This window comes from Burkholderia aenigmatica (assembly GCF_902499175.1).
Classification (GTDB): domain Bacteria; phylum Pseudomonadota; class Gammaproteobacteria; order Burkholderiales; family Burkholderiaceae; genus Burkholderia; species Burkholderia aenigmatica.
This window is the reverse complement of record NZ_CABVQC010000004.1, coordinates 144,702-170,228: the sequence shown is the minus strand read 5'-3', so window position 1 is coordinate 170,228 and position 25,527 is coordinate 144,702. Positions and strand designations below refer to the sequence as shown.

21 protein-coding genes are annotated in these 25,527 nt (G+C 68.6%); 7 read left to right on the top strand and 14 right to left on the bottom strand.

Translation table 11 applies throughout. The features are described from left to right. Positions 1–40: 40 nt before the first annotated feature. The 12 genes from BDO18943_RS04785 to BDO18943_RS04730 form a co-directional block, all read right to left on the bottom strand. Positions 41–1,042, bottom strand: coding sequence for an LLM class flavin-dependent oxidoreductase (locus BDO18943_RS04785; RefSeq protein ID WP_175021462.1), 1,002 nt, complete (start codon positions 1,040–1,042; stop codon positions 41–43). A gap of 151 nt (positions 1,043–1,193) precedes the next feature. Further along, positions 1,194–3,677: a TonB-dependent receptor plug domain-containing protein gene (locus tag BDO18943_RS04780; RefSeq protein ID WP_175021461.1), complete on the bottom strand. Its 2,484-nt coding sequence runs from the start codon at positions 3,675–3,677 to the stop codon at positions 1,194–1,196. A 118-nt stretch (positions 3,678–3,795) separates the two neighbouring features. After that, positions 3,796–4,737 carry an ABC transporter substrate-binding protein gene (locus BDO18943_RS04775; protein ID WP_175021460.1) on the bottom strand — a complete coding sequence of 314 codons (942 nt, stop codon included), beginning with the start codon at positions 4,735–4,737 and terminating at the stop codon, positions 3,796–3,798. Positions 4,738–4,767: 30 nt separating this feature from the next. After that, on the bottom strand, positions 4,768–5,325 hold the full coding sequence (locus tag BDO18943_RS04770) for a GNAT family N-acetyltransferase (RefSeq protein ID WP_175021459.1): 558 nt from the start codon (positions 5,323–5,325) through the stop codon (positions 4,768–4,770). A gap of 219 nt (positions 5,326–5,544) precedes the next feature. Beyond that, on the bottom strand, positions 5,545–7,077 hold the full coding sequence (locus BDO18943_RS04765; RefSeq protein WP_175021458.1) for an MFS transporter: 1,533 nt from the start codon (positions 7,075–7,077) through the stop codon (positions 5,545–5,547). A gap of 4 nt (positions 7,078–7,081) precedes the next feature. After that, the gene (locus tag BDO18943_RS04760) at positions 7,082–7,627 is read right to left on the bottom strand and encodes a GNAT family N-acetyltransferase (protein ID WP_175021457.1); all 546 of its coding nucleotides are present in this window, start codon (positions 7,625–7,627) and stop codon (positions 7,082–7,084) included. 78 nt (positions 7,628–7,705) lie between these two features. Next, entirely contained in the window at positions 7,706–8,590 is an 885-nt protein-coding gene (locus tag BDO18943_RS04755) for an alpha/beta fold hydrolase (protein ID WP_175021456.1), read from the bottom strand. Beyond that, positions 8,587–10,284 carry a dipeptide ABC transporter ATP-binding protein gene (locus BDO18943_RS04750; RefSeq protein ID WP_175021455.1) on the bottom strand — a complete coding sequence of 566 codons (1,698 nt, stop codon included), beginning with the start codon at positions 10,282–10,284 and terminating at the stop codon, positions 8,587–8,589. The genes BDO18943_RS04755 and BDO18943_RS04750 overlap by 4 nt, the downstream gene beginning before the upstream one ends. Then, positions 10,281–11,111, bottom strand: coding sequence for an ABC transporter permease (locus BDO18943_RS04745; RefSeq protein ID WP_175021454.1), 831 nt, complete (start codon positions 11,109–11,111; stop codon positions 10,281–10,283). Before BDO18943_RS04745 ends, BDO18943_RS04750 begins: the two co-directional genes overlap by 4 nt. Continuing rightward, the gene (locus BDO18943_RS04740) at positions 11,108–12,109 is read right to left on the bottom strand and encodes an ABC transporter permease (protein WP_175021453.1); all 1,002 of its coding nucleotides are present in this window, start codon (positions 12,107–12,109) and stop codon (positions 11,108–11,110) included. The genes BDO18943_RS04745 and BDO18943_RS04740 overlap by 4 nt, the downstream gene beginning before the upstream one ends. Positions 12,110–12,113: 4 nt before the next feature. Continuing rightward, positions 12,114–13,742, bottom strand: a complete 1,629-nt coding sequence (locus BDO18943_RS04735) for an ABC transporter substrate-binding protein (protein ID WP_235995818.1) — start codon at positions 13,740–13,742, stop codon at positions 12,114–12,116. Beyond that, a complete protein-coding gene (locus BDO18943_RS04730) occupies positions 13,742–14,983 on the bottom strand; it encodes an SfnB family sulfur acquisition oxidoreductase (RefSeq protein ID WP_175021452.1) in 1,242 nt (413 codons plus the stop codon). Before BDO18943_RS04730 ends, BDO18943_RS04735 begins: the two co-directional genes overlap by 1 nt. Between BDO18943_RS04730 and BDO18943_RS04725 the strand changes: the two genes are divergently transcribed. The 7 genes from BDO18943_RS04725 (at position 14,982) to BDO18943_RS04695 (ending at position 23,341) form a co-directional block, all read left to right on the top strand. Then, positions 14,982–15,329 carry a hypothetical protein gene (locus BDO18943_RS04725; protein WP_175021451.1) on the top strand — a complete coding sequence of 116 codons (348 nt, stop codon included), beginning with the start codon at positions 14,982–14,984 and terminating at the stop codon, positions 15,327–15,329. The genes BDO18943_RS04730 and BDO18943_RS04725 overlap by 2 nt on opposite strands. A 38-nt stretch (positions 15,330–15,367) precedes the next feature. Further along, complete coding sequence (locus BDO18943_RS04720; protein WP_175021450.1) at positions 15,368–17,713, top strand: TonB-dependent receptor; 2,346 nt, start codon at positions 15,368–15,370, stop codon at positions 17,711–17,713. A 325-nt stretch (positions 17,714–18,038) separates the two neighbouring features. Next, entirely contained in the window at positions 18,039–19,412 is a 1,374-nt protein-coding gene (locus tag BDO18943_RS04715) for an LLM class flavin-dependent oxidoreductase (protein ID WP_175021449.1), read from the top strand. Continuing rightward, on the top strand, positions 19,409–20,431 hold the full coding sequence (locus BDO18943_RS04710) for an LLM class flavin-dependent oxidoreductase (protein ID WP_175021448.1): 1,023 nt from the start codon (positions 19,409–19,411) through the stop codon (positions 20,429–20,431). Before BDO18943_RS04715 ends, BDO18943_RS04710 begins: the two co-directional genes overlap by 4 nt. Next, a complete protein-coding gene (locus tag BDO18943_RS04705; protein WP_175021447.1) occupies positions 20,428–21,486 on the top strand; it encodes an LLM class flavin-dependent oxidoreductase in 1,059 nt (352 codons plus the stop codon). Before BDO18943_RS04710 ends, BDO18943_RS04705 begins: the two co-directional genes overlap by 4 nt. Beyond that, positions 21,483–22,235, top strand: coding sequence for an LLM class flavin-dependent oxidoreductase (locus BDO18943_RS04700; protein ID WP_175021446.1), 753 nt, complete (start codon positions 21,483–21,485; stop codon positions 22,233–22,235). Before BDO18943_RS04705 ends, BDO18943_RS04700 begins: the two co-directional genes overlap by 4 nt. Then, positions 22,232–23,341: an LLM class flavin-dependent oxidoreductase gene (locus tag BDO18943_RS04695; RefSeq protein ID WP_175021445.1), complete on the top strand. Its 1,110-nt coding sequence runs from the start codon at positions 22,232–22,234 to the stop codon at positions 23,339–23,341. Before BDO18943_RS04700 ends, BDO18943_RS04695 begins: the two co-directional genes overlap by 4 nt. Before the next feature lie 50 nt (positions 23,342–23,391). Here BDO18943_RS04695 and BDO18943_RS04690 read toward each other — a convergent pair whose 3' ends face one another. Both BDO18943_RS04690 and BDO18943_RS04685 read right to left on the bottom strand, forming a co-directional pair. Then, complete coding sequence (locus BDO18943_RS04690; RefSeq protein WP_175021444.1) at positions 23,392–24,477, bottom strand: sigma-54 interaction domain-containing protein; 1,086 nt, start codon at positions 24,475–24,477, stop codon at positions 23,392–23,394. 174 nt (positions 24,478–24,651) lie between these two features. After that, on the bottom strand, positions 24,652–25,392 hold the full coding sequence (locus tag BDO18943_RS04685) for a GntR family transcriptional regulator (RefSeq protein WP_175021443.1): 741 nt from the start codon (positions 25,390–25,392) through the stop codon (positions 24,652–24,654). Positions 25,393–25,527: the final 135 nt, after the last annotated feature.

Sequence of the window (25,527 nt, the reverse complement as noted above, 5' to 3'; positions counted from 1 at the left end):
TCAGATCAGCATGCGGAAGAGGGAAAAGGGACGCTCGCCATCAAACGCCGACCGGCTGCTCGACGCGTGCGAGCGCTTCGAGCGATGCAAGACGTTTCGCCGGGTCCGTCACCGGGTTGTCGATCACGAACTCGTCGACGCCGAAGCGCTCATGCAGCGCATCCAGTTCCCGATGCACTTCTTGCGCGGTGCCGGCCAGCACCTGCGGATGCAGCTCGTCGATCCGGTAGTCGGTCACGCCGATCTGGCGCGCAAAATCGGCCGCCGCCTCCGCGCTCGGCAGGTTGACGCTCTGCCCGCTCCCGAAACGCAGCTTGAAGATCCTCAGTGCGCCCACCTGACGTTTCGCGTCGTCGGACGATTGCGCGGCGACCGCGAACAGCGCGAGCAGCGGCACGCGGCCCGTCGCGTCGCGATAGACGTCGATCGACCGCTCGATATTGGCAACGTCGCCGTTGAAGTGGCCTGCGTAGCAGAACTGCCAGCCATGCCGCGCGGCCAGTTCGGCGCTTTCCGGGCTGCCACCCAGCAGGATCCGCTGCGGCGGCTCCGCAGGAGAAGGCAGCGCGAGCGCGCCGGCCAGCGGATGATCCGGTGCGACGCCGTCACCGAGAAACGCATCGAGCTCGGCGAGTTGTCCGGCGAAATCCGGCTTCTTCGACTTGTCGTGAAACCACTGCAATGCGCGCGTGGAGAGCGGCAGGCCGCCGGGTGCCTTGCCCACGCCGAGGTCGACGCGGCCGGGCGCGATGGACGCCAGCACGCGAAACGATTCGGCGACCTTGTAAGGGCTGTAATGTTGAAGCATCACGCCGCCCGATCCGACGCGAATTCGGGACGTGTGCGCGAGCAAATGCGACACGACGATTTCCGGTGCCGAGCTCGCGAGCCCGGGCGCGCCGTGGTGTTCCGCGATCCAGTAGCGCTTGTAGCCGAGCGCTTCGGCACGCTTCGCGAGCGCGATTGTGAAATTCAGTGCGTCGTGCGCGCTCGCCCCTTCTGCAATCGGGCTTTTGTCGAGAATCGAAAGGGAATAAGACATGAAGCTCAACCTTTTAGAACGGCTGACCCGCCGGCACGAAGCGGCGTCCGGCGGGTGCCGATACAGCGGAAAACACCGGGCAGACCAGTTATTATGGATAACGGATCAACGTAGCGTTACGGTCATTTCTGCTATGGATATGGTCGTTCGATCAGAACAGATAGCGCGCGCGCAGATAATAAAATCCGCCGTTGACGCCGATCGTGCTGCCGCCGCTGTACTGAATACCTTCCAGTTGCGTTTCGACAGGCAGCTTGCTCGGGCGAACGTCGAACAGGTTTTGCGCGCCCGCCGCGATCTGGAACTGCTTGGTCACGTCATAGCGCACTTCCAGGTCGGTCACGTACCGCGCGGCTTCCTCGTAGTGAACGAACTGCGACGTCGAGAATGCGTTCGGGCCGACGAAGTACGTCCCCTCGCCCGAGGTCTTCCCGTAGCGCGTTTCATGCAGCGTGACCGCCCACTTGTCGAGACGCCAGGTGCCGCCGATGATGATCTTGTTCTTCGGCGTCGTCGTGGACAGCGACGCGATCTGCTGTCCGTTCAGCGACGGCTTCCCGTTCGATCCGTTCGCCACGTGCGTGACCGAAGTCGTATTCAGGTTCACGCCGAAATCCCAGTCCACCTGGCCGTAGCGACCGAACCCGGTGTGATAGGTGCCCGCGAGGTCGATCCCGCGCGTGCGCGTGTTCGCGCCGTTGGTGAAGTAACTTGCGCTGACCGCCGATGCCGGCACCGAGCCCGGCACGCTCAGGCCCGCCCCTTCGAGCGCGGCGATGGCCGCGGCGCCCGACGCGGTTCCGCCAAGAACGATCCGGTTGCGGATATTGATCTGGTACGCGTCGATCGTCAGCTGCAGGTTGCGAACGGGATTGAGCACCAATCCGAAGTTGTAGCTGGTCGACTGCTCGGGCTTCAGCGCCTGCGCGCCGATCAGGCGCGCGCCGGGCGACGTCGTTGCCAGGATGCCGCCCACGGAGGCCGGCGACGTGGTCACGCTGGTATAGGACTCCTGGGCCAGCGACGGCGCACGAAAGCCCGAACTCACGCTGCCGCGAACCGCGATGGCCGGCGAGAACTGGTAGCGGGTGGAAACCTTGCCGTTGGTCGTGTCACCGACGTCGTTGTAGTGCTCGTAACGGCCCGCCAGGTTCACCTGCCATTTCGGCGTCAGGTAGGTCGACAAATCGACGTACGTGCCGATCACGTTGCGCGAGATGTCGCTTGCGCTGACCGGCGCCAGGCCCGGCAACGCAGCCGACCCGCCGTCGATCCACGATGCCTGCTCGCCATTGCGGATCGTATAGGTTTCGCGACGCTGCTCGACGCCCACGGCGACATTCAGCGGTGCGGGCAGCAGCGGGACATTGAACGCCCGCGACAAGTCGAGGTTGTTCGTCAACTGGGTGTTGCTGACGGTCGACAGATGGAAGGCGGTCGGCGTTGATCCCGTTGCCGCGTACAACCCCGTGTTGGCGGAATTGCGCATCCCGAACACGCTGTAGTCGCCGCCATAGGTCGTGCTCAGATCCCATGCCCAGCCGAACAGGTTCTTGCCTTTGACACCGGCCGTCACCGAGTAATCGTTCTCGTTGATCGTTTCGACCGGCACGAACCCGTTCGGGTAGACCTGCGGCAGGACCGACGGCGGGCGATAATTCTGGTACGCGTCGCCGTTGCGGTGCGCATAGGTGCCGAACCCGTAGAGCTCGACGTCGTCGCCGAGGTAGTAGCCGGCGTTGAAGCCGACCGTTTCGCGCGAGCTGGACGGGTCGCCGAGGATCGGGTTGTAATAGCCCTGCCCCTGCGGAAACCGCCCGAAATAGTCGTCGGGCCCCGTGCGGATCGTATGGTTCTGCCGGTCGAATCCGGCGCTCAGATCGAGGAAACCCTTGTCGGCGATGTTCAGGCCGATCGTCGCGGATTCGCTGGTCTTGAAGCCATCGCCCGAATACGTCTGTCCGTTGGTCGTCGCGAGTTCGCCGCCGTGCGTGTTGCGCTTCAGGATAATGTTGATCACGCCCGCGATCGCGTCGGAGCCGTACTGCGCGGAAGCACCGTCACGCAGCACTTCGATATGGTCGATCAGGCCCACCGGAATGGTATCGATATCCACGCCGGTCGAGCCCTGGTTCAGGCCCGGGTCGAGCGTGATGTTGGCCGTCGTATGGCGGCGCTTGCCATTCACCAGCACGAGCACGTGGTCGGGCGTCAGGCCATGCAGCGACAGCGTGTCGGTCAATACGCCGGTATCGCCGGAGTTCGAGGTCCGTGTGATCGACGGCGACAGTTTCACCAACGCATCGCGCAGGTTGGTCTGCCCCGTCGCGCGCAACTGATCGCCGCCGATCACGTCGATCGGCGTCAGGCTCTTGCTCGCGCGCGTCTCGGTGCGCGAACCGGTGATCACGACGCGGTCCTGAACCTGTACCTTGCCGTCCGGCGCGGCCGAAGCCGACGATGCCGGTGCGACCGCGCTACTCGCCGGTGTCGCGACCGCTGCCGCTGCGTCCCCCGCTCCCGCTTCCTGCGCCCAGGCCGCGCCATGAAAAACGCCAGCCGCCACCGCCACCGCCACCGATATCACTGTCCTGCGCTTCTTCGGCGAAACCCCTTCGCCCCGTTTGTGCCGCATGATTTCTCTGCCCCTTGTCGATTGAAGGCACGTAGCAATCTGCCTTTCAGTAGTAGTACGTATAATTTATAAAACGCCATTCTCAGTGGCGGTCCTTCTTCATCCGCTCAACGCCCAATCAGAGATCGGGAAGCCCCGGCGGATTCGTCGACGCTTTCGTGATCGCCTCACTGTCGAGATTCCATCGGCTCAGTACCTGGCGATATTTGCCGTTCTGAATGAGGTCGTTGATCGCATAGGTCATGGGCGCCGCGAGCCCGCCGTCCTTGCGAGTCGTGACAGCGAGCTCTGCCGTGCGAGGCCACCCGCCACTTACCGTGCCGACCTGCCTGATCTTCGCACCCTGGCTCACCTGGTAAGCCAACACCGCATTGACGCTGAAAATCGCGTCGGCGCGTCCCGATGCCAGCGCCAGCGTCCGCACGGATGGATCCTCGTAATACAGCACGTGAATTGGCTTCAGCCCGTGTGCGACGTTTTCCTTGTCCCATGCCAACAGGATTTTTTCCTGGTTGGTGCCCGAGTCACCGATGACCCGCAGTCCGGCGATATCCTTCGGCTCGCGAATCTGCTTGATCGCGCTGTTCTGCTCGACGTAGAAGCCGAGCACGTCGCGGCGATAGGTCGAGAAATCGAACTTCTGCTTGCGCGCCTCGGTCACGGTCACGTTCGACAGTACCGCGTCGACTTTCCCCGACGCGACGGCGAGCGGCCAGTCCGCCCACGCGAGCGGCACGAGCTTGAGCTTCAGGCCAAGTTCGTCCGCCACCAGTTGCGCGAGATCCGGATCGGCCCCGACGATCGTTTTCGCATCCGTGGCATACACACTGATCGGCGGAACACTCACCGAGATCCCGACCGTCAGCACGCCCTTCTCGACGAAGCGGAAGTTCTCCGGAATCAGCTTGATGGCCGCGGCGTCCGGCGTGCCGCGCGGGCGATCTTGCTGATCGGGGCTCAGATTCAACGATGGCGCCGACTGTGCGAGGCCGGCCACGCCCATGACGACGAGGGCAAGCGCGCCGGACACTGCCAGACTGATTCCGCGACGACGATTCATGTTTCGATATCCCGTAGAAGTATTCATCCGTCATGCGCCGAACGGCCGACCCAACGGCCGGTCCGGCTTCAAATCCTGCAAACGATCCGTACGGCCCGGCTCGAGCAGATCCTTGGCGAACGGCAGCCGCCAATGCACTTCCGGTGCGATCGCCGGATCGTATAGCGGTACATAGCCGGTGCCGGCATAGAGCGCGGAGGCCTCCGGTTGACGAAATCCGGTCGTGAGATAGACGCGCCGGTAGCCTTGCTGCAACGCACGGAGTTCCAGTTCCGCCACCACGCGGCGCGCAACGCCCTGGCGACGCACGCCGGAATACGCCCAGATGCGCTTGAGCTCGGCGGTCGTTGCGTCGTAGCGCTGGAATGCGCCGCCGCCCACGACTTCGTCACCCCGGCGAATCAGCACGAAGGCACCGTCGGGCGGTGCAAACAGTGCGGCCGGATACGCCAGGAGTTCATCACGCACGACTTCCGCGGGCGCCGAGCGAAAGTCCTGATATCGCGTGGAATACTCGACCGACAACTCGTCGAACATGGGCAGCGCGAGCGGGTCAAGCGGGGATGTGTCGATTACTTCGTCTGTCACTGATACGCCAGATGCTTCGAGTCATCTGCCTCTGATTTGCCGGATTGGATCGATTTGTTCGACACGGTTAATTTCCTGTGTCGCGAGGCCCAATAGTGCGCGTTAACCATTCATGCGCAAACCAAGCATTTTTGAAATCGTTATGCACACAGATACACATAATCAGGATGACATATCGTAAAGGTCGGAATGCACCGAAAACATGGATCGCCCTGCCGGTCACGTCGTTGGGCACTGTGCTCGCCTGCTTGCCCAGTCCGCGCATGCCGCCAAGAACGCACCGGCGACCAACAGCAATATCGGCATCAGCACTTCGACGAATGCATCGCGGTATGCCGTCAAACCGGCGGAAGACGATGCCTGCACCAGGAACACCCCCGTTCCCCACGACATGCCGATCGAGCACGCAAGCCGCTGCGATAACTGCAGAAACCCTGCAGCCAGCCCGCGCCCCTCATCCTGGCCGATCTGCGCGAGCGTCATCGCCTGATTCGGCGCATGAATCAGGCCGCCGGCGACGCCCTGCAGCAACGCGATCGCGGGATACGTGAGTACGATCCAGCGAATCTCGAAGAATTCGGCCGCGCAACCTTGCGCGGCGACGGCAAGCGCATGACACGCTATCGCGAACACGGTTCCGCCGCGGCCGAAGCGCCGGACGAAACGCCAGCTCCACATCGCCGATGCGGTCGATGCCAGCGCGGCAGGAATCGACAGCGCGGCATATAGCAGCGGGTCGACATGCAAGCCGTCGAGAAAGAACAACGCACTGACCATCCCGAGCGTGACGCCCGCTGCGAACTGGCACATCGCGACGATCGTACCGAGCACATAGCCGCGCGAGCCGACCAGACTGCGCGACAGGATCGGTGTGCCGCCGCGACGCTGATACGCGGCCTCCCACGCGAGAAACAACGGCAGCCCGGCCAACGCGACCGCGAGGCACACGCGCCGCGACGGCATCGCGGCACTCCCGACCAACGTGGCGAGCATGAGCGCGAGCGTGATCGCGGACAAAAGAATCAACCCGATCAGGTCGATCGAAAACCGGCGAACCGACGGCCGGTGGCGCGGCAAATACCGAAGCGCCACGCAGAAGACGGCAACGCCGAACGGGGCATTGACGAGGAACAGCAGCCGCCAGCCGATGTCCGGCGGAACCGATGCAAGAACCAGCCCACCGAGAAGCGGGCCGACGAGCGCCGACAAGCCGCCTGCCATCGCGTATCGCCCGAGCGCCCTGGCTTGCGCCGTGCCGGTGAACAAGTCCTGGATCAAGCCGAATATCTGCGTATTGATCATCCCCGCGCCGAGGCCTTGCAGCACGCGTGCGGCGATCACCGTTCGCGCATCGTCCGCCAATCCGCCCAGTACGCTGAAACCGGTAAACATCGCGAGCCCGACCAGAAACAGCAAGCGGCGCCCGATCACGTCGCCCAGCCGGCCGGCCGGGACGAGCGCGATACCGAACGCGATGGAATAAACCGACGTGATCAGCTGTATTTCAGCTGTCGACGCGCGTAGTCCGCTTCTGAGCGCCGGCACCGCAAGCGTGAAGATCGCCTGATCGAGAAGCGTGGTGAAGCCCATCGCGACGCAGATGCCCAGCACGATGTCGGCACGGGTGTCGTGCGAAGCACCGCGCGCATCGAGCCGTCGCACGAGCCAGCCGAACCGGCCGGACGGTCGCGCGCGGGCAACGGCATCTGCAAGCCCGGTGTGCACGCAAGCTTGCGGCTCGTCCGGCGTCATCGACTCATTCCACGTTGCCGGTATGCACCGGCCGAACCGGCAGCAGATATTTCTCGAACAACACACCGGGCGGCGCGTCCTCGCCGAAATCGTGCGACGACAGCAGCGTATAGCCGGAGGACCGGTAAAGGCCGACCGCTTCGGGTTGCCGCGGCCCGGTTCCCAGATGCACGCGCGTGTAGCCTTGCCGGCCAGCCTGCGCCTCCAGCTCGGCCAGCACGCGCCGCGCCAACCCCTGACGCCGATGCGCGCGACTCACCCAGATCCGCTTGAACTCCGCGGTGGCCGGCGTGTGATGACGCATGAACGCACCGCCCGCGATGGCCCGGCCCTCACGCAACAGCAGCAAGAACGCGCCATGAGGCGGCGCGAAAGCTTCGACCGGATAGCGCACGAGCTCCCTGGCGAGTTCCTCCTCGGGGATATAAGCCGCGTAACGGCTGCTGTACTCGTACGCGAGCTCGTCGAACAGCGGCTGCGCGAGCGGGTCCCGGGCCGACACATAGACGAGCCGGTCCTGCCGATCCAACGAAACTTCGACTTCAGACATCAAACGCCTCCTCTTCCACCGTTATCCGAACCCCTGGCCGGTTTGACATGATCCATCGGCCGACGCATACATCGACGCTCACGCCGACGGCGCCGGCTGAACGGCGCGCTCGAGCAGCGCACGCAATGCGGCGCCGACCTGATCGGGCCGCTCGAGCATCAACTGATGCCCGCAGGCGGCCAGCACGTCGAATGTCGCATTCGGCAGTGCATCAGCCAGCGCACGCCCGCCGGCCGGCGGCGTCAGCCCATCGGCATCGCCGGCCAGCACCGCGACCGGTAAGTCGAGCACGGCCAGCAGCGCCGCGTCGGGCCACGGCGCGTCGCGCAGCACGGCCTGGAACGTCGTCATCCGGTTGCGGCGCGCCACGCGCGACTCGTACGCGACCAGCGCCGGATCGGCTCGCGGATGCCACGCGAGCCGCCGAAACCGACGCGCAAACACCGGCTTGATCCATTCGAGCAGCCAGCCCGGCAATGCCGGTGGCCGGGTCACCGGGCGCGCGAGCTGCGTGCCGAGCAGCAGCGCGCCGCTTGCTTCATGCAGCCGCCCGAGCTCCGCGAGCCGATCGAGCAACGCGAGCGTGCTGCCCGTGCCGAGCGAATGCGCGACGAGCACGTTGTGCGCGCCCTTGTAACGGTCGAACAGCGCGAGATAGTCGAGCAGCGTTTCGTCGCCGTGATAAGCGCCGCTTCGCGCGGGTGGGCGCGGGCTGTCGCCGTGGCCGAGAAAATCCCATGCGACGAGTTCGTAGCCCGCATCGGCGAACGTGCGCCACTGCGCTCGCCACTGGTTCTTGTTGCCGCCGCCGCCGTGCGCGAAGAACAGCACCGTCCCCGCATGCGGCGAGCCGAGCGACGCAGCGCGATGCGCGACACTCAGCGTGCGCCCCGCGCGCACCTCGACCGGCACGCCGGCCACGACGGCCGAAGCATCGGCCGCGACGTTCGAAACGAAGGTCACGATTGCTCCTCGTTGATACGATGAGCACGCGCGGCTGCGTCCGCGGTGCCGCTCGCTGCAGCACGCGCGGGCAATACCGGTATCGCGTCGAGTAACGCGCGCGTGTACGGATGGCGCGCAGCGCCGAACACCTGCGCGGTGTCGCCCAGCTCGACGATCCGCCCCGCCTGCATCACCGCGATCCGGTCGCAAATCTGCGCGGCGACGCGCAGGTCGTGCGTGACGAACACGATCGCCATCGCGCGGCGCCGCTGCACCGACGCGAGCAGATCGAGCACCTGCGCCTGCACCGACACGTCGAGCCCCGAGACCATTTCGTCGGCGACGAGGATCGACGGGTCGAGCGCCAGCGCGCGTGCGAGGCTGATCCGTTGTCGCTGCCCGCCGGAAAATTCGTGCGGATAGCGGTCGAGCGCATCCGGCGGCAAGCCGACCTGCGAGAGCAGCTCGGCCGCCCGCCGATACGCGTCGCGCCGGCTAACACCATGCGCGAGCGGGCCGGTCGCGACGATCTGCGCGATCGTCTGACGCGTGTTCAGCGATGCATACGGGTCCTGAAACACCATCTGGATGTCGCGGCGCAGCGGCCGCAACGCCCGTTCCGGCAGGCGCGCGAGATCGTGCTCGCCGCGCAGTACGATACGGCCCGCATCCACCCGCGCGAGCCGCACCAGCGCCCGCGCGAGCGTCGACTTCCCCGAACCCGATTCGCCGACGATGCCGAGCGTCTCGCCGGCATGCAGCGCGAAGCCGACGTCGATCAGCGCATCGACGCCGCGTCGCCCTCGCGCCGGCAGGAACGGCAACGCGCGACGCGGCGCATAGCGCTTGCGCAAGCCCTGCACGTCCAGCAGCGGCACGCCGCTACGAATGACGGTGCGCGGCTCGACGCGGCCATGTGGCACCGCATCGAGCAGCGCGCGCGTGTAAGGATGGCGCGGCGCACGCAGCACGTCGGCCGCGCGGCCGCTCTCGACCGGTTCGCCATCGCGCAACACCACGACGCGATCGGCGACGCGCGCGACCACGCCGAAGTCGTGCGTGATCAGCAGCACGCCGGTTCGCCGCGTGCGCGCCGCATGCTCGATCAGCGCCAGGATGCGCGCCTGCGTGGTGACGTCGAGCGCGGTGGTCGGTTCGTCCGCGATCAGCAGCGCCGGTTCGAGCGCGAGCGCCATCGCGATCAGCACGCGCTGGCGCTGGCCGCCGGACAGCGCGTCGGGATATGCATGCCGCAGCCGCTCGGGCTCCGGCAGGCCGACGTCGCGCAACAGCGCCGTCACGCGTGCCGCGCGCGCCGCACCGTCGCCGCGGCCGCTCAGCACGCGATGAACGCGCAGCACCTCGTCGACCTGCGCGCCGACCGTCATCAGCGGATTCAGCGCAGCGAGCGGTTCCTGGAAGATCATCGACACGTCGCGGCCGCGCACCGCGCGCCATTCGGCATCGCTGCAATGCGTGAGGTCCCGCCCGCGCAGCACGATCCGCCCGGCCGCGTGCCGCACGCCACGCGGCAGCAGGCCGGCAATCGCGGCCGCGAGCAGCGATTTGCCCGACCCGGACGCACCGACCACGCACAGCACCTCGCCGGGCACGACCGTCAGCGACACGTCGCGCACCGCGTCGCGACGCTCCGCCGCGGCCGGCAACGCGAGCGTGAGCCGCTCGATCGACAACAGCGGCGCGCCGCTCATCGCCCGTGCTCCGCACGCGCCGACGCGTGGCGCAACCCTTCGCCGACCCGGTTGATCGCGAGCGCGGTCGCGACGATCGCGAGCCCCGGCCAGATGCTCAGCCACCACGCGTCGCGCACCACGTTGCGCGCCGCGCCGATCATGAAGCCCCAGCTCATCTGCGACGGATCGCCGAGCCCGAGAAACGACAGCGCCGATTCAGTGAGGATCGCGGTCGCGACCATCAGCGCGGCCAGCACCGCGAGCGGCGGCCAGACGTGCGGCAGGATCTGGCGCCGCACGAGCGCGGCGGGCGACTCGCCGGCCAGCCGCGCCGCGAGCACGAACTCCCGTTGCGCGAGCCCGATGAATTCGCCGCGCACGAGCCGCGCGATGGCCGGCCACGACACGGCGGCGATCGCGACGATCGTCGATTCGAGCGACGCGCCGAGCACGGCCGCGATCGTGACCGCGACCGCGAACTGCGGCACGGTCTGGAACAGCGTCGTGACCGCCATCAGCGCCTGGTCGACCCAGCCGCCGCACCAGCCCGCGAGCGCGCCGATCGACGCACCGAGCGCAAAGGTCGCAACCGTCGCCGCGAGCCCGACGAACAGCGACACGCGCGCACTCCACAGCAGCGCAATCAGCACGTCGCGCCCGAGCATGTCGGTGCCGAGCGGATGGCCTGCCTGAAGCGGCCGCAGCAGCGGCTCGCCCGCCATGCGCCACGGCGACGGCAGCCATAGCGGCGCGCTCAGTGCGACGAGCGCGACGACGGCCAGAAACAGCGTGCCGGCCGCCGCGCCGCGCGCGCGTATGAAACGGCGCAGGAAGCCGCGCGTCATCGCGCACTCCGCCAGTCGATGCGCGGATCGACGATCCCGTACAGCAGGTCGGTCAGCGCATTGAACAGCACCACGAGCGCCGCGACCACGGCGAGCAGCCCGAGCAGCACCGGATAGTCGCGCTGCAGCAGCGCGTCGTACATCAGCCCGCCAAGCCCCGGCCATGCGAACACGATCTCGGTCACGAGTGCGCCGCCCGCGAGCTGGCCGAGTTGCAGCCCGCCGAGCGTGACGACCGGCAACAGCGCATTGCGCAGCACGTGGCGGATCATCACGCGCGGCTCGGACGCGCCCTTCGCACGCGCGGTGCGCACGAACTCGCGCTCGATCACCTCCAGCATCGCGGCGCGCGTGAGCTGCACGTAGATCGCGCCGTACACGAGCCCGAGCGTCGTGGCCGGCAGCACCAGGTGCGCGGCCACGTCGAGCGCGTGGCGCCACCCCGTATAGCCGGCGCCAACGCTTTCCATCCCGAACGACGGCAGCCAGCCGAGCACCACCGAGAACGCGATCACGCTCATCAGCGACAGCCAGAACAGCGGCGTCGCATAGACGATCACCGCGAGCGCGCCGATCGCACGCGCGATGCGGCGCATCCACGGGCCGCCGCGTGACTCGCCATACGCGGCGATCGCACCCGCCGTCACGCCCGCGACGACCGACACGGCGAACGCGGCCGCCATCAGCAGCAGCGTCGCGGGCAGGCGGTCCGCGACGAGCTGCAAGACCGGTAGCTGGTTGCGGTACGAGAAGCCGAAATCGACGTGCGCGAGATCGCGCAGATACAGCGCGAATTGCTCGACGAGCGGCCGGCTCAGCCCGAGCTGCGCGCGCAGCCGCTCGACGTACGCGGCATCGCCCGAGCCCGCGTCGCCGGCCAGCATCAGCGCGGGATCGCCCGGCGCGAGCCGGATCAGGAAGAAGTTCACGACCAGCACGCCCAGCACGACCGCAAGGCCCCGGAGCACCGTCGACGTCAAGCGCAGCGCCGTGTTCATCGCGTCATCCGATCCACGTGTCCTCGAGACTGTCGTTCACGCTGGTGGCCGTGCGCAGCAGGTTGTGGACGTTGCGCCGGTACACCGTCGGGTTCACCATCTCGAAGATGTTCGCGATCGCCGCGTCGTTCGCGAGCGTGGTCTGGATCTGCGCGTAGCGCGCGCGGCGCGCGGCCGGATCGGTGTCCAGCGCGGCCGCGTCCCACAGCGCATCGGCCTGCGGATTGCGGTAGCCCTCGACGTTGCCGAACGGCGAGCCCTTCGAGATGCCGTCGATCCGGTACAGCGGCGCGACGCCGAAATCCGGGTCCGCGTTCTGGAACAGGAAGTTGTAGCTCAGGTCGAAATCCCAGTTCGCGACGCGCGCATACCAGCCGGCCGCATCGGTCGTCTGCACGCGCAGCCGGAAGCCGGCCTGGCCGAGCGCCTGCTGCGTGTATTCGGCCACCCGCTCCCACGCGCCGCCCTTCTCGCCGTTGATCAGCACGAGCGGAAACTTGCCGACGTCGACGCCCGACTGCCGGATCAGCGCGCGCGCCCGCTCCGGGTCGTACGCGAAGCGCGGCACGTTCGGATCGTAGAACGGCGACGACGACACGAACGGCCCGTTCGCGACCTTCCCGTAGCCGAAAAAGATCCGGTCGACGATGAACTGGCGATCGAGCGCGTGCAGCACTGCCTGCCGCACGAGCACGTTGTCGAACGGCGGCTTGCGCTGGTTCAGTTCGAGAAAGGCCATCCCGGTAAACAGCTCCCAGCCCTGCGTCGTGATCGCGACGCCCGGCAGCTTCGCGAGCCGCGCGATGTCCGCGTAGTCGACGTCGCCCGCGCGCAGCGCATGGATCTGCCCGCGTTCGAACGCGATCGAGCGCGCGGCCGCGTCGGGCACGACGTTGAACACGATCCCGTCGAGATACGGCAGCCCCTTCTTCCAGTAATCCGGATTGCGCGCGACACGGATGTACGCGCCGCGCTTCCATTCGCGGAACACGAACGGCCCGGTGCCGACCGGATGCTGGTTCGCGGGATTGCTGCGCGGGTCCTTGCCCTGGTACAGATGGGCCGGCAGGATCGGCAGCAGCCCGCTGCCGAGCAGGTTGATCAGCCCCGCATACGGCTTCTTCAGGCGGATCGTCACCTGCAGCGGGCCGCTCGCATCGATCGACGCGACGTACTTGTCGAACGTCACCTTCGTGCGCGGCAGCGCCTGCGGCGCGATTTCCTTCAGCGTGACCACCACGTCCTGCGCGCCGAACGGCTGCCCGTCGTGCCAGCGCACGCCCGGCTGCAGGTCGAACGTGTACGTCAGCGCGTCGGCCGTCGCGTGCCAGCTGCGCGCAAGCACCGGCACCGCACGCAGTTGCGGGTCGAAGCCGAGCAGCCCCTGGAAGATCTTGCCGCCAACGTATTGCGACGCGACGTGCGGCGTCAGCGCATTGACGAGCGACGGCGGCTCCGGCTGCGCGAACAGCGACAGCGTGCCGCCGCGCACCGGCGTGGCCGCGGCGTCCGCCGCGAACACGCGCGCCGCGCCGCCGAGCCCGGCGGCGGCCCACGCGGCGGCGAGCGCATAACGGCGTCGCGCCGGGTCCTTCGGCGCGAACGGCGATGGAGTCGGGAGCGTGTCGGTCATCACAGGTAGCCGTGGCGCGGCGGGTTCACGTGGTTGAGCACGTAGTTGCCGATCGCGTGGTATTTCCAGCGCACCGGGTCGTGCAGCGTATGCGTGCGCGCATTGCGCCAGTGACGGTCGAGGTTGTATTCGCTCAGCACCGAGCGCGTGCCCGACAGCTCGAACAGCTTGTTGGTCGCGAGGATCGCAAGTTCGGTGCTCAGCACCTTCGCGGCCGCGACCTGCACCGACGCATGCGCGACCTGCGCGTCGTCGAGTTCGGCCGGCAATGCGTCGAGCGCCGCGGCCGCACGGTCGAGCAGCGCTTCGGTCGCGAGCAGGCGAACCTGCACGTCCGCGACGTCGCGGATCACGTACGGATCGTCGGACGCGCGCGCGATCCCGCTGTCGGCCCACGGCCGGCTGCGCGTGCGCACGAAGTCGAGCGTGTCGGCCAGCGCCGCGCGCGCGATGCCGACGTCGATGTTCGCGTGCAGGTACTGCGATACCGGGCCCGCGAGCGTCGGCCGCTCGAACGCGGCCTGGATCGACACCACGTCCTGCTCGTCGACCTCCACGCCCGACAACGTCAGCGTGCCGCTCGCCGTCGTGCGCTGCCCGAAGCCGCTCCAGTCGTCGACGATGTCGAGCCCCGGCCGGTCGCGCTCGACCAGCGCCTGCACGTAGCGGCCGTCGTCGTCGAGCGCGAGCACCGCGATCCAGTCGGCGAACAGCGCGCCCGTCGAATAGAACTTCTGGCCGTCGAGCACGAGCCGCCCGCCGCGCCGCGACAGCCGCGTGCCGATCTCGAGCGCGTTCCTGGTCCCGCGCTCGGACGCCGCATGGCCGATCCGCGCGCCGTCGAGCACGAGGCCGAAGAACTTGCGGCGCTGCGCATCGTCGCCCGTCAGCCGGATCACGTCGAGCGCGTGGAAGTGATTCTTCGGCAACTGGCCGATCGACGGGTCGGCCTGCGCGATGGTCCGCACGACTTCGCCGAGCGTCGCGAGCGACACATCCGCGCCGCCGAACGCGCGCGGCACCGTGATGCCCCACAGCCCGCTGCCCGAGAACAGGTCGAGCTCCGCGAACGGCAGGCGCCGCTCGCGGTCGCGCAGCGCCGCGTCGCGCGCCAGTTCGTCGGCGAGCCGGCGCGCGGTTTCGAGTGCGTGCGCGTCGTCGACGATGCGGCTCGCGGGCGGACGGGCGGACAGCGGGGACGACGCGCGGGCCGGCGCATCGGCGGACGTGAAAGCGTTCATGAAGATCCTCGTGGACGGGTGCATGGCCTCCGTCGACAGCAAGCACCATGCCAATACCGTCCTGTCTGCCTGTGCGGCCATCGCACCACGTGCGGCGCGCTGGATTTCCAGCGAGATGCCGCAAATGCAGCACGCCGCGCGCGGCGCGGCGGCGCTGCTGGAAATCCAGCAAAACGACTGGAACGCAGGTGCGCACGCGCCGGCATCCGGCCTGTGCTTTCGGCGTCGGGCCGTTATGGGGCGCGCCCGAGCGCCCATTGGCACGCCTGTTGCGAAGCCCCGCTCACGCACTGCCGAGCCGCGCCGCCGTCGATCCGATGCGCGCCGCGCCGGACCACACGCATAACAACGCTTCGATTTGGGGATATACGGATGAAATACACGATGTTGAGCGCCTCACTCGGCGCATCGGCACTGCTGGCCGCCGCGCCGGCGCTGCATGCGCAGCAGCAGCCGGCCGTGACCGCGGCGCCGATCGCCGCGTCGGCGGCCGCGGCGGCACCGATCACGCCGGCTGCATCGGCTGCATCGACCAACCCGGCGTCGGCCTCCAGCGCGACGCGTGCGAACGGCAACGCGCCGGTCGCGGAGACCCAGCTGAAGGACGTGATCGTCACCGCGCAGCGGCGGCGGCAATCGGCGCAGCGCGTCGGCACGTCGATGTCGGTCCTGTCGGGCAGCGACCTGAAGACGCTGAACGTCGAGACCGTCAACGACCTGCAGCACGCGACCGCGAGCGTCGAAGTCGAGCCCGCGTTCGGCGGCGGCCAGCCGCAGTTCCGGATTCGCGGCGTCGGCTTCAACGACTACACGTCGAACAACGCGTCGACGGTCGGCATCAACGTCGACGACGTCGCGTACGCGCTGCCGATCCAGACCCAGGGGCAACTGTTCGACATCGCGCGCGTCGAGGTGCTGCGCGGCCCGCAGGGCACGCTGTACGGCCGCAACACGACGGGCGGCACGGTGAACTTCATCACGAACCAGCCGACCCGCGATTTCGAAGCCGGCGCGAGCGTCGAATACGGCACGCACAACCTGCTGACGACCGAAGGCTACGTGTCCGGACCGCTGAGCGACCGCGTGCGCGGCCGCTTCGCGTTCACGACGCAGGACTTCGGCGCATGGCAGAACAACCGCGCGACCAACCAGACGCTCGGCAACCACGACAGCGCCGCCGCACGCGCGCAGCTCGACTGGGACGTCGCGCGCGATTTCAAGCTGCACTTCGGCGCGCACGGCGGCTTCGACAAGTCCGACAACACGGGGCTCTACCTGTTCTCGCCTTACACGTCGACCAAGACCGGCGAGGTGATCCCGGCCGATGCCGACCATACGAAGACGGGCTGGGGCGTGAGCCCCGCGTTTTCGCGCGTGACGGGCCTGTCGACCGACGCGAAGCCGGGGCGCGACAACGCGAACGGCGGCGTCGACCTGACCGCGACGTGGAACCTCGGCCCGGTCGAGCTGAAGAGCATCACCGCGTACAACTACCTGCACCGTCGCGAGTATTCGGACTGGGACGCGACGCGATACCACGATTCCGACGAATACTTCGACGACACCGTCAACGAAGTCACGCAGGAGCTGCGCGCGTCGTCGCGCGGCGACACGCGATTGCGCTGGGTCACCGGCCTGTTCTACTCGCACGACGATCTCGACGAGAAGTTCTATTCCGACTTCAGCGACCGGCTCGGCTTCATCGCGCTCACGCGCTACCGTCAGTCGGTCGATACGCTCGGCGTCTACGGCCAGGCAACTTACGACATCACCCAGCGCCTGCGCGGCATCGTCGGCGTGCGCCAGGAACACGAGAAGCGCGAGCTGCGCGGCTTCGCGTCGGGCATGCTGACGCCGTCGTTCGTGCCGTTCGCGGGCTTCCAGGGCGGCGACGCGAACCAGTCGCTGACGTCGAACGGCACGTCGGGCAAGGTCGGCCTCGAATTCGATCTCGCGCCGGCGACGATGCTTTACGCGACCGTCAGCCGCGGCTACAAGTCGGGCGGCTTCACCGCGCACAACACCGGCAATTCGAACGCGCTCGCACCGTTCAAGCCGGAATCGCTGACCGCGTACGAAGTGGGCTTCAAGGCCGACCTCACGCGCACGCTGCGCTGGAACGCGTCGGCGTTCCATTACGACTATCGCGATCAGCAGGTGCTGTCGGCCACCTTCGACCCGAACTCGCAATCGCTGATCGGCACGTTCGTCAACGCGCCGAAATCGCGCATCGACGGCTTCGAGACCGACCTGAAATGGCAGCCGGTGCGCGGGCTGGAAATCTCGCAGTACGTCGGCTACAAGAGCGGCAAGTACACGTCGCCGTTCGTCACGTACAACACGCAGGCGTCGGCGGCCAGCGGCCACAACGTGTTCACCGACTACAACGGCAGCGCGCTCAGCTTCCCGCGCCTGAGCTACGGCGGACAAGTTGCGTACAGCTGGCTCGCCGGCGGCTACCGGCTGCGCGCGGAGACCAACTACAGCTACCGCGACGCGTATTCGCAATTGCTCCTGCTCGGCCCGAACTACACGGTCGACAGCTACTGGCTCGTCAACGCGAGCCTGACCGTCACGTCGCCCGACCGGCACTGGGACGTCGCGCTGTGGGCGCGGAACCTGTTCAACCGCCAGTACGACCTGACGAAGAACTTCTTCCTGCCCGGCACCAACGTCGCCGCGGCCGGCGAGCCGCGCACCGTCGGCGTGCGCGTGACCTACACGTATTAGGGTCTGTTTACATATGGAACGCGCATGCGAATGCCCGAAATCGCTCGTCCCCCAAGGGGACTTCCTTCGGGGCGTATGGCAAGAAGTGAGGAGCGCCGTTTGGCCGAGCCACACAAGCGACGAGCGACGCCGCCATACGGGCGATTTCGGGCATTCCCGTGACATGATTTTTTTAATTTGGGGTTGCCACGAGAACGGCCGCTCGCCACGTTGCGCTCCTTGCGAATACGTCAGTATTCGCGGCGTCGCGCGCCTCGCGAGCGGCCGTTCTCGTGGCAACGCATGCGCGTTCCATATGTAAACAGACCCTAAGGAGTCCAGCCGAATGACGCGCCGCACCGACACCCTGAAACTCAACGCGATGCTGAACGGCGGCGGCAGCCATGTGGTCGGCTGGCGCCATCCGCTCGCGCAGCCGAACGGCAACCGCGACTTCGCGCACTTCCGCCGGATGGCGCAGACGGCCGAGCGCGGCAAGCTCGATGCGCTGTTCGTCGCGGACGTGGTCGCCACGCAGGGCAGCCACATCGATTCGCTGCGCCGCAGCGCGCGCGCCGACACCTTCGAGCCGCTCACGCTGCTCGCCGCGCTCGCGGCCGTCACGCACCGCATCGGGCTGATCGCGACCGCGACGACGACCTACAACGCGCCCTACCACATCGCCCGCAAGTTCGCGTCGCTCGATCACCTGAGCGGCGGCCGCGCCGGGTGGAACCTCGTCACGTCGGTGGTGCCCGACGAAGCGGCGAACTTCGGCGCGGCGCCGCACCTTGCGCACGCCGATCGCTACGCGCGCGCCGACGAGTTCCAGCGCGTCGTGGCCGGGCTCTGGGACAGCTGGGAAGACGACGCATTCATCGAGGACAAGGCGGCCGGCCTGCATTTCGATCATCGCAAGCTGCACGTGCTCGATCATCACGGGCCGCATTTCAGCGTGCGCGGCCCGCTGAACGTCGCACGCGCGCCGCAGGGGCATCCGGTGCTCGTGCAGGCCGGCTCGTCGGACGCGGGCCGCGAGCTCGCGGCCCGCTGCGCGGAAGTGATCTTCACCGCGCAGCACCGGCTCGACGACGCGCAGGCGTTCTATGCGGACGTCAAGGGCCGCCTCGCGCATTACGGCCGCCGCCCCGAGCACCTGAAGATCCTGCCCGGCGTGATGCCGATCGTCGGCGCGACCGAGGCCGACGCGCGCGACAAGCTGCGCGCGCTGCAGGACCTGATCGACCCGGTGCTCGGGCTGCGGCTGCTCGCCGACAACGCAGGCGATTTCGACCTGTCCGGCTATCCGCTCGACGGGCCGCTGCCCGAGCTGCCGCCGAGCAATCGCAGCAAGAGCCGCCAGCAGTTGATCGTCGATCTCGCGCGCCGCGAGAACCTGACGATCCGCCAGCTCTACGAGCGCTTTGCCAGCGCGGGCGTCGTGACCGGCACGCCGAAGACCATCGCCGATCGCTTCGAGGAATGGTTCCAGTCGTACGGCGCCGACGGGTTCAACGTCGCGTTCGCCTGGGTGCCCGGCGGCCTCGACGATTTCGTCGACCTCGTCGTGCCCGAACTGCAGCGTCGCGGGCTGTTCCGCACCGAATACGAAGGCCCGACGCTGCGCGATCAGCTCGGGCTGCCGCGGCCGCCGTTCTTCCGTCGCCCGTCGTCGCTGCGCGGCGATACGGTCGCGCCCGTCGGCGGAGGCGCCGCATGACGCGCCCGTTTCGTCTCGGCGTGCTCACGCGCGTGTACACACCCGACCCGTCGCCGCACGTGCTGCACGACACGCTCGCGCTGATCGACGCGGCGGAAGCGCTCGGCTTCGACAGCGCGTGGGTCGCGCAGCACCATTTCGGTAGCGAAACGGGCCGGCTGCCATCGCCGCTCGTGCTGCTGGCGGCCGCCGCGCGCCGCACGCGGCGCATCGCGCTCGGCACCGGCGTGATCGTGCTGCCGCTCGAATCGGTGCTGCGCGTCGCCGAGGATGCGGCCGTGCTCGACGCGTTGGCCGACGGCCGCCTGCAGCTCGGCGTCGGCGCCGGCTTCGAGCCGGACGTGTTCGCCGCGTTCGGCCGCGATTTCGATGCACGCGCGGCGCTGCAGGCCAATGCGCTCGCTTCATTGCGGCGCGCGCTGGACGGCGCGCCGCTCGGCCCGGCCGGCACGACACTGCAGCCGGACGCGCCCACGCTGGCCGCGCGCCTGTGGCAGGCGACCGGCGATGCCGAGGCGGTCGCGCGCAACGGTCACGGGCTGATCGTCGCGCGCACGCGTCCCGATCAGGACGGCGAAGCGGCGCTCGTGGCGCGCTATCGCGGCGCGTGGACGCATCCGCACGCGCCGCGCGTCGCACTCGTGCGGGCGGTCGTGCCCGGCGACGATGCGGCGAGCGTCGAAGCCGCGCTCGGCCCCGACATCCTGCGTTACGCCGAACGGCTCGCGCGGGCGGGCGGCGTACCGGCGCCCGCGCCGGCCGACGTCCCCGCGCTGCTGGACCGCTTCGGCGTGCTGCGCGGCACGCCCGCCGACATCGTGGCCGCCTTGCATGCCGATCCCGCGCTGCCCGGCACGACCGAACTCGTCGTGCAGGTGCAGACCGCCAGCACCTCGCACCGCGACGCGCTGCGGCGGCTCGAAGCCGTCGCGGCAGCGATCGCACCGGCGCTCGGCTGGACGCCGGCCACAGCCGGCCCCGAAGCCGCTTCGTTCACCTCCGATCCGATCCCGACATGACCCATTCGTCCTCCCCCGCACCGGCCGCGCGCCGGCCGTTCAAGCTCGGCTTTCTCACGCACGTGCACGGCGCCGGCGACGCGCGCCGCGTGTACGCGGATCTCGAGACGCTGTTCGTCGCGGCGGAACAGCTCGGCTTCGACGGCGGCTTCGTCGCGCAGCATCATTTCCGCGCGGAGTACGGCCGGCTGCCGTCGCCGCTCGTGCTGCTGGCCGCCGTCGCGCAACGCACGCGCCGCATCGAGCTCGGCACCGGCATCGTCACGCTGTCGCTCGAGGATCCGCTGCGGCTCGCCGAGGATGCGGCGGTACTCGATGCGCTGGCGGGCGGCCGGCTGCAACTCGGGCTCGGCAGCGGCGGCGCGAACCTCGACGCGTTCGCCGCGTTCGGCTTCGACGTCGACACGCGCCAGGCGCGCTTCGCGGCCGCGCTCGAACGCCTGCAGGATGCGCTCGCCGGCCAGCCGGTCGCGCGCGGCGCCGCTGATGATGCGCCGCCGCTCGTGCTGCAGCCCGCGGCGCCGGGCGTGCGCGAACGCCTGTGGCATTCGCACGCGTCGCCCGACGGTGCGCGGTTCGCCGCACGGCACGGCAACGGCCTGCTGCTCGGTACCGCCGTGCACGATCCGCGCACCGTGCAGTTGCCGCTCGCGCACGCGTATCTCGACGCATGGCGCGAACGCGCGAACGCCGACGCAGCGCGGCCCCGCATCGGCGTGGTACGCGCGGTGTTTCCCGCGCGGGACCGTCGCACCGCGCTCGCCGCGCTGGCGCCCGACGTCGTGCGGCATATCCCGTGGCTCGCGGCGAGCGGCCATCCCGACGTGACCGAGCCCGAGCAGATCGTGCGGCTGCTGAACGTCCATTACGGCCATCCGGACGACGTGATCGAAAGCCTGCGCGGCGACCCGGCGCTGTTCCCGTTCGCCGACTATTTCCTGCCGGTCGTGCAATCGGAAAGCTCATCGCTCGACGACGCGCTGGCGCGGCTGCGCACGCTCGCGGAAACGATTGCGCCGGCGCTCGGCTGGCAGCCGGCGCAGGCCGCTGCATGAGCGCGCCGCGTCTGTTGCTGCGGCTCGATACCGGCTACGACATCGGTAGCGGCACCGGCTGCAACGCCACGCGGCGCGATCCGGCGGCCGACTGGATCGCGATCGCCGAGGCCGGCGTGGCGGCCGGCTGCGACGCGATCCTGCTGCCCGTGCAGCGCACCGGCCCCGATCCGTGGATGGCGGCCGCCGCGCTCGTCGACGCGCTGCCGGCGCTGCGCGTGATGGTGACGCTGCAGGCGGGCGCGATGCTGCCCGTCGCCGCCGCGCATCTCGCGCAGAGCCTGCAGTCGCTGAGCCGCGGCCGCGCATGGCTCGCCGTCGAAGCCGATGCGGCGGACGTCGACGCGACCGACCGCGCGATGCACCTGAACCGCGACCAGCGGCTCGCGCGCAGCGCCGAATTCCTGTCGATCCTGCACGCGCTGTGGGCGACCGAGTCGCCGCTGCAGTATCGCGGCACCTACTACCGCGCGGAGCATGCCCGCCTGCCGGATCTCGCCGCGCAGCAGCCGCCCGTCTACTGGTCGGTCGCGGAGCGGCACGAGATCGCGTTCGCCGCGTCGTGGTGCGACGGGCTGCTGGTGCCCGCGAGCGCGCCGCCGCTCGCGGCGGCCGTCGAACACGCGTATCGCGCACGCGGCCTCGCGCCCCCGCCGGCCGGCATCGTGCTCCGGCGCACGATCCGGTTCGACGCTGCGCGCCGCGCGCGCGCCGCGCAGCGGGCGAACCGCCGACGAGGGGATGCATGAGCGTGGATTTCGCGTGGTTCTTGCCCACCAACGGCGACGGGCCGCATCTGGCCAACAGCGGCCTGCCGCGCCCGCCGACCTTCATGCAGGACTATCGGCAGGCGACGCCCGAATACCTGCGCGGCGTCGCCCGCGCGGCCGAGGCTGCCGGCTTCGACAGCCTGCTGCTGCCGATGGCCGCGGGCTTCGAGGATCCGTGGCTCGTCAGCGCGCAGCTCGCGCGCGCGACGCAGCGCATCGCGTTGATCGTCACGTTCCGGCCCGGGCTCGAGCAGCCCGAACAGATCGCGCGCAAGGCCGCGACCCTGCAGCACATGAGCGGCGCCCGCCTGCGCCTGTTCGCGGTGAACGGCTCGAGCGCCTACGAGCAGCGCGCGCTCGGCGATTTTCTCGATCACGACGCGCGCTACCAGCGCACGTCCGAATACCTGCGGGTGCTGCGGCGTCTGTGGCAAGGTGGCGGCCATTCCGTCGCCGGCCGCTACTACACGCTGAGCCCCGCGCATGCCGGCGTGCCGCTCGCGACCCCGCCCGCGCTCTATCTCGGCGGCGCGTCGACGCTTGCCGAGCAGGTGGCCGCAAGCCAGGCCGATACGTACCTGCTGTGGGGCGAGCCGCCCGACGCCGTGCGCGAGCGGCTCGCGCGGCTGCGCGCGCTGGCCGCGATGCACGGCCGCCGGCTGAGCTTCGGGCTGCGCGTGCACGTGATCGCCCGCGCGACCGAACGCGCCGCGTGGGCGCGCGCCGACGAATTGCTCAGCGAGATTTCCGACCAGACCTATGTCGACGCGCAGCGCAAGCTGGCCGCGTACGAATCGGTCGGCCAGCAGCGGCAGACCGCGCTCAGCCGCGGCGCGCTGCGCTCGTTGCGCGAGCTGGAGGTGTATCCGAACCTGTGGGCCGGCGTCGGCCTGATCCGCGGCGGCGCGGGCACCGCGATCGTCGGCAGCTACGACCAGGTCGCCGAGCGCATCCACGAATACCGCGCGCTCGGCATCGAGACGTTCCTGCTGTCGTCCTATCCGAACCTCGAGGAAGCGGCACGCGTGGGCGAGGATGTCTTGCCGCGCGTCCGCACGCGCCTGGCACGCACGAGCCTGCCGTGATCGGCTGGGACCCGGCCGGCCGCGACGCGGGACGCCGGGACGCCGGCCCGTCAGTTGTCGAACGCCGATTCCGGGCGTTGCTCGTTCAGCAGCCCGTAACGCGCGAGCAACGTGCGCATCGTATTGCGCGTGACGCCGAGCAGCGCCGCGGTGCGCACCTGGCTGAACCGGCAGTGCTCGAACGCCTCGCACACGACCAGCTCCTCGATGTCGCGCAGCAGGCTTTCGCCGGGCGCGCGAAACAGGCGGCGCACGCCCGCGCGGATCTCGTCCTGCGGCAGCGCCGCCGCGTCGTCCGCGCGCGCATAGCCGGCGAGCGCCTCCGAGAACTTCAGGTGCTCCGGGCGGATCAGGTTGCCGTTCGACACGAGCAGCGCCAGATGCATGACGTTTTCCAGCTCGCGGATATTGCCGGGCCACGGGTACGCGTGCAGCGCCTGGACCGTGCCCTCGGACAGCATCGGCTGCGGCCGCTTCAGTTGCGCGCAATAGCGCCCGCGGAAATGCTCGGCGAGCGGCAGGATGTCCTGCGGCCGCTCGCGCAGCGGCGGCAGGCGCACGCGAGCGAGATTGATGCGGTAGAACAGGTCCATCCGGAAATTGCCGGCCAGCACGGCCTGTTCGAGATCGACGTTGGTGGCCGCGACGACGCGCACGTCGACCGGCCGCGCCCGCGTCGCGCCGACGCGCGTCACCTCGCCCTCCTGCAGCACGCGCAGCAGCTTGGCCTGCAGCGGCGGCGCGAGATCGCCGATCTCGTCGAGAAAGATCGTACCGCCGTGCGCTTCCTCGAAATAGCCGACGCGGCGCCCCTGCGCGCCCGTGAATGCGCCAGCCTCGTGGCCGAACAGCTCGCTCTCCGCGAGCTGCGGGTTGATCGCGCCGCAGTTGACCGCGATGAACGCGCCCGTGCGGCCGCTGACATGGTGGATATGCCGTGCGACCAGCTCCTTGCCGGTGCCCGTCTCGCCGAGGATCAGCGCGGGCGCGGCGCTCGGCCCAATCTGTTCGACGAAGCGCAGTACGGCACGCGACGCGGGATCGGCGAACACGAGCGCCTTCGCGCGCACCGAAAGGGGGCGATGCTCGCTTTCCGGCAGCGAAATGAGCGGAGGGGAATCTGTGCGGTTGTCCATGGTCCGGGCACGGGCGGACCGGTTGACGATACTGGCGTCCGCCCGAGGGTTTGATCTTAGTCAACCTCCGGCGCGCCCGAAATACCGATTGCTGGGATGCTTCGCTGCCGCGCGCAAATAACGAATCCCCGGCGCGGCACACTGGACGTCACCGCCGGCCAGGCCTTCGTTACATCAGCCGACGAACCTCGCCTCCACGCCGCTTCGCACGACGAGGTCGAATCGTTCAGGCCGGATATGGAACACGGTGGATTCGCAGGTCCGGCCGTCGGCCAGACGCGACGTCCGCCGCAGCACGAGCAGCGGCGCCTGTTTTCCGGTCTTGAGCCGGGTCGCGATATCCTCCGGCGCGGCCACGGCCGTCACAGACATGTCGGCATCCGTGACGCGCCAGCCAAGCACCCCTTCCATCACTTCATACGTCGGCATGCGCTCGGCCTGCTCGAAGGTGACGGTTGCGGCATCGGGCAGCAAGCAGGTCTGCGCGAGCGCGATCGGCTCGTCGTCGACCCAGTGCAGGCGCTCGAGATAGACGCAGCGCGTGACGTCGGCGGCGAATGCGTGCCGCAGGCCCGGCGGGACGTCGCACGCTTCCATGCGCAGCAACTCCATTCGTGCCCGTGCGCCCTGCCCGGCAATCGAATCGTGCAGCCCACGCAGCACGTCGAGCCGATGCCGCAGCCGCTGCTTCGCGGCGAAGGTCCCTTTGCCCTGCTTGCGCTCGACGATGTGCGCGTCGGTCAGCCGATCCAGCGCGAGCCTGACGGTCACGCGGCTCACTTGAAAACGCGCGCTCAATTGCGCTTCGGACGGCAACTTGCCGCTCGGCTCGTACACGCCGCGTTCGATTTCATCGCGCAGCGTCGTCGCGATCTGCTCGTAAAGCGACGTCGCGTCCTCACGCACCAGCGTCATCGGTCGTTCCTTTCCGTGCTAGGGCCGCGCTATGCGCGATCTTCAATATCGATATGAAAAGCAATTGGATCGCTCAACTTGTATTAATACGTATTATGACATTTCGACAGACGGTCGGGGCTGCCGTTTCAGTTT

Bases quoted from the DNA above. Each gene is read 5' to 3' on its own strand.
- BDO18943_RS04785 (WP_175021462.1), bottom strand. From the start codon at position 1,042: ATGTCTTATTCCCTTTCGATTCTCGACAAAAGCCCGATTGCAGAAGGG.
- BDO18943_RS04780 (WP_175021461.1), bottom strand. From the start codon at position 3,677: ATGCGGCACAAACGGGGCGAAGGGGTTTCGCCGAAGAAGCGCAGGACA.
- BDO18943_RS04775 (WP_175021460.1), bottom strand. From the start codon at position 4,737: ATGAATCGTCGTCGCGGAATCAGTCTGGCAGTGTCCGGCGCGCTTGCC.
- BDO18943_RS04765 (WP_175021458.1), bottom strand. From the start codon at position 7,077: ATGACGCCGGACGAGCCGCAAGCTTGCGTGCACACCGGGCTTGCAGAT.
- BDO18943_RS04760 (WP_175021457.1), bottom strand. From the start codon at position 7,627: ATGTCTGAAGTCGAAGTTTCGTTGGATCGGCAGGACCGGCTCGTCTAT.
- BDO18943_RS04750 (WP_175021455.1), bottom strand. From the start codon at position 10,284: ATGAGCGGCGCGCCGCTGTTGTCGATCGAGCGGCTCACGCTCGCGTTG.
- BDO18943_RS04745 (WP_175021454.1), bottom strand. From the start codon at position 11,111: ATGACGCGCGGCTTCCTGCGCCGTTTCATACGCGCGCGCGGCGCGGCG.
- BDO18943_RS04740 (WP_175021453.1), bottom strand. From the start codon at position 12,109: ATGAACACGGCGCTGCGCTTGACGTCGACGGTGCTCCGGGGCCTTGCG.
- BDO18943_RS04735 (WP_235995818.1), bottom strand. From the start codon at position 13,742: ATGACCGACACGCTCCCGACTCCATCGCCGTTCGCGCCGAAGGACCCG.
- BDO18943_RS04725 (WP_175021451.1), top strand. From the start codon at position 14,982: ATGAAGATCCTCGTGGACGGGTGCATGGCCTCCGTCGACAGCAAGCAC.
- BDO18943_RS04730 (WP_175021452.1), bottom strand. From the start codon at position 14,983: ATGAACGCTTTCACGTCCGCCGATGCGCCGGCCCGCGCGTCGTCCCCG.
- BDO18943_RS04720 (WP_175021450.1), top strand. From the start codon at position 15,368: ATGTTGAGCGCCTCACTCGGCGCATCGGCACTGCTGGCCGCCGCGCCG.
- BDO18943_RS04715 (WP_175021449.1), top strand. From the start codon at position 18,039: ATGACGCGCCGCACCGACACCCTGAAACTCAACGCGATGCTGAACGGC.
- BDO18943_RS04710 (WP_175021448.1), top strand. From the start codon at position 19,409: ATGACGCGCCCGTTTCGTCTCGGCGTGCTCACGCGCGTGTACACACCC.
- BDO18943_RS04705 (WP_175021447.1), top strand. From the start codon at position 20,428: ATGACCCATTCGTCCTCCCCCGCACCGGCCGCGCGCCGGCCGTTCAAG.
- BDO18943_RS04700 (WP_175021446.1), top strand. From the start codon at position 21,483: ATGAGCGCGCCGCGTCTGTTGCTGCGGCTCGATACCGGCTACGACATC.
- BDO18943_RS04695 (WP_175021445.1), top strand. From the start codon at position 22,232: ATGAGCGTGGATTTCGCGTGGTTCTTGCCCACCAACGGCGACGGGCCG.
- BDO18943_RS04690 (WP_175021444.1), bottom strand. From the start codon at position 24,477: ATGGACAACCGCACAGATTCCCCTCCGCTCATTTCGCTGCCGGAAAGC.
- BDO18943_RS04685 (WP_175021443.1), bottom strand. From the start codon at position 25,392: ATGACGCTGGTGCGTGAGGACGCGACGTCGCTTTACGAGCAGATCGCG.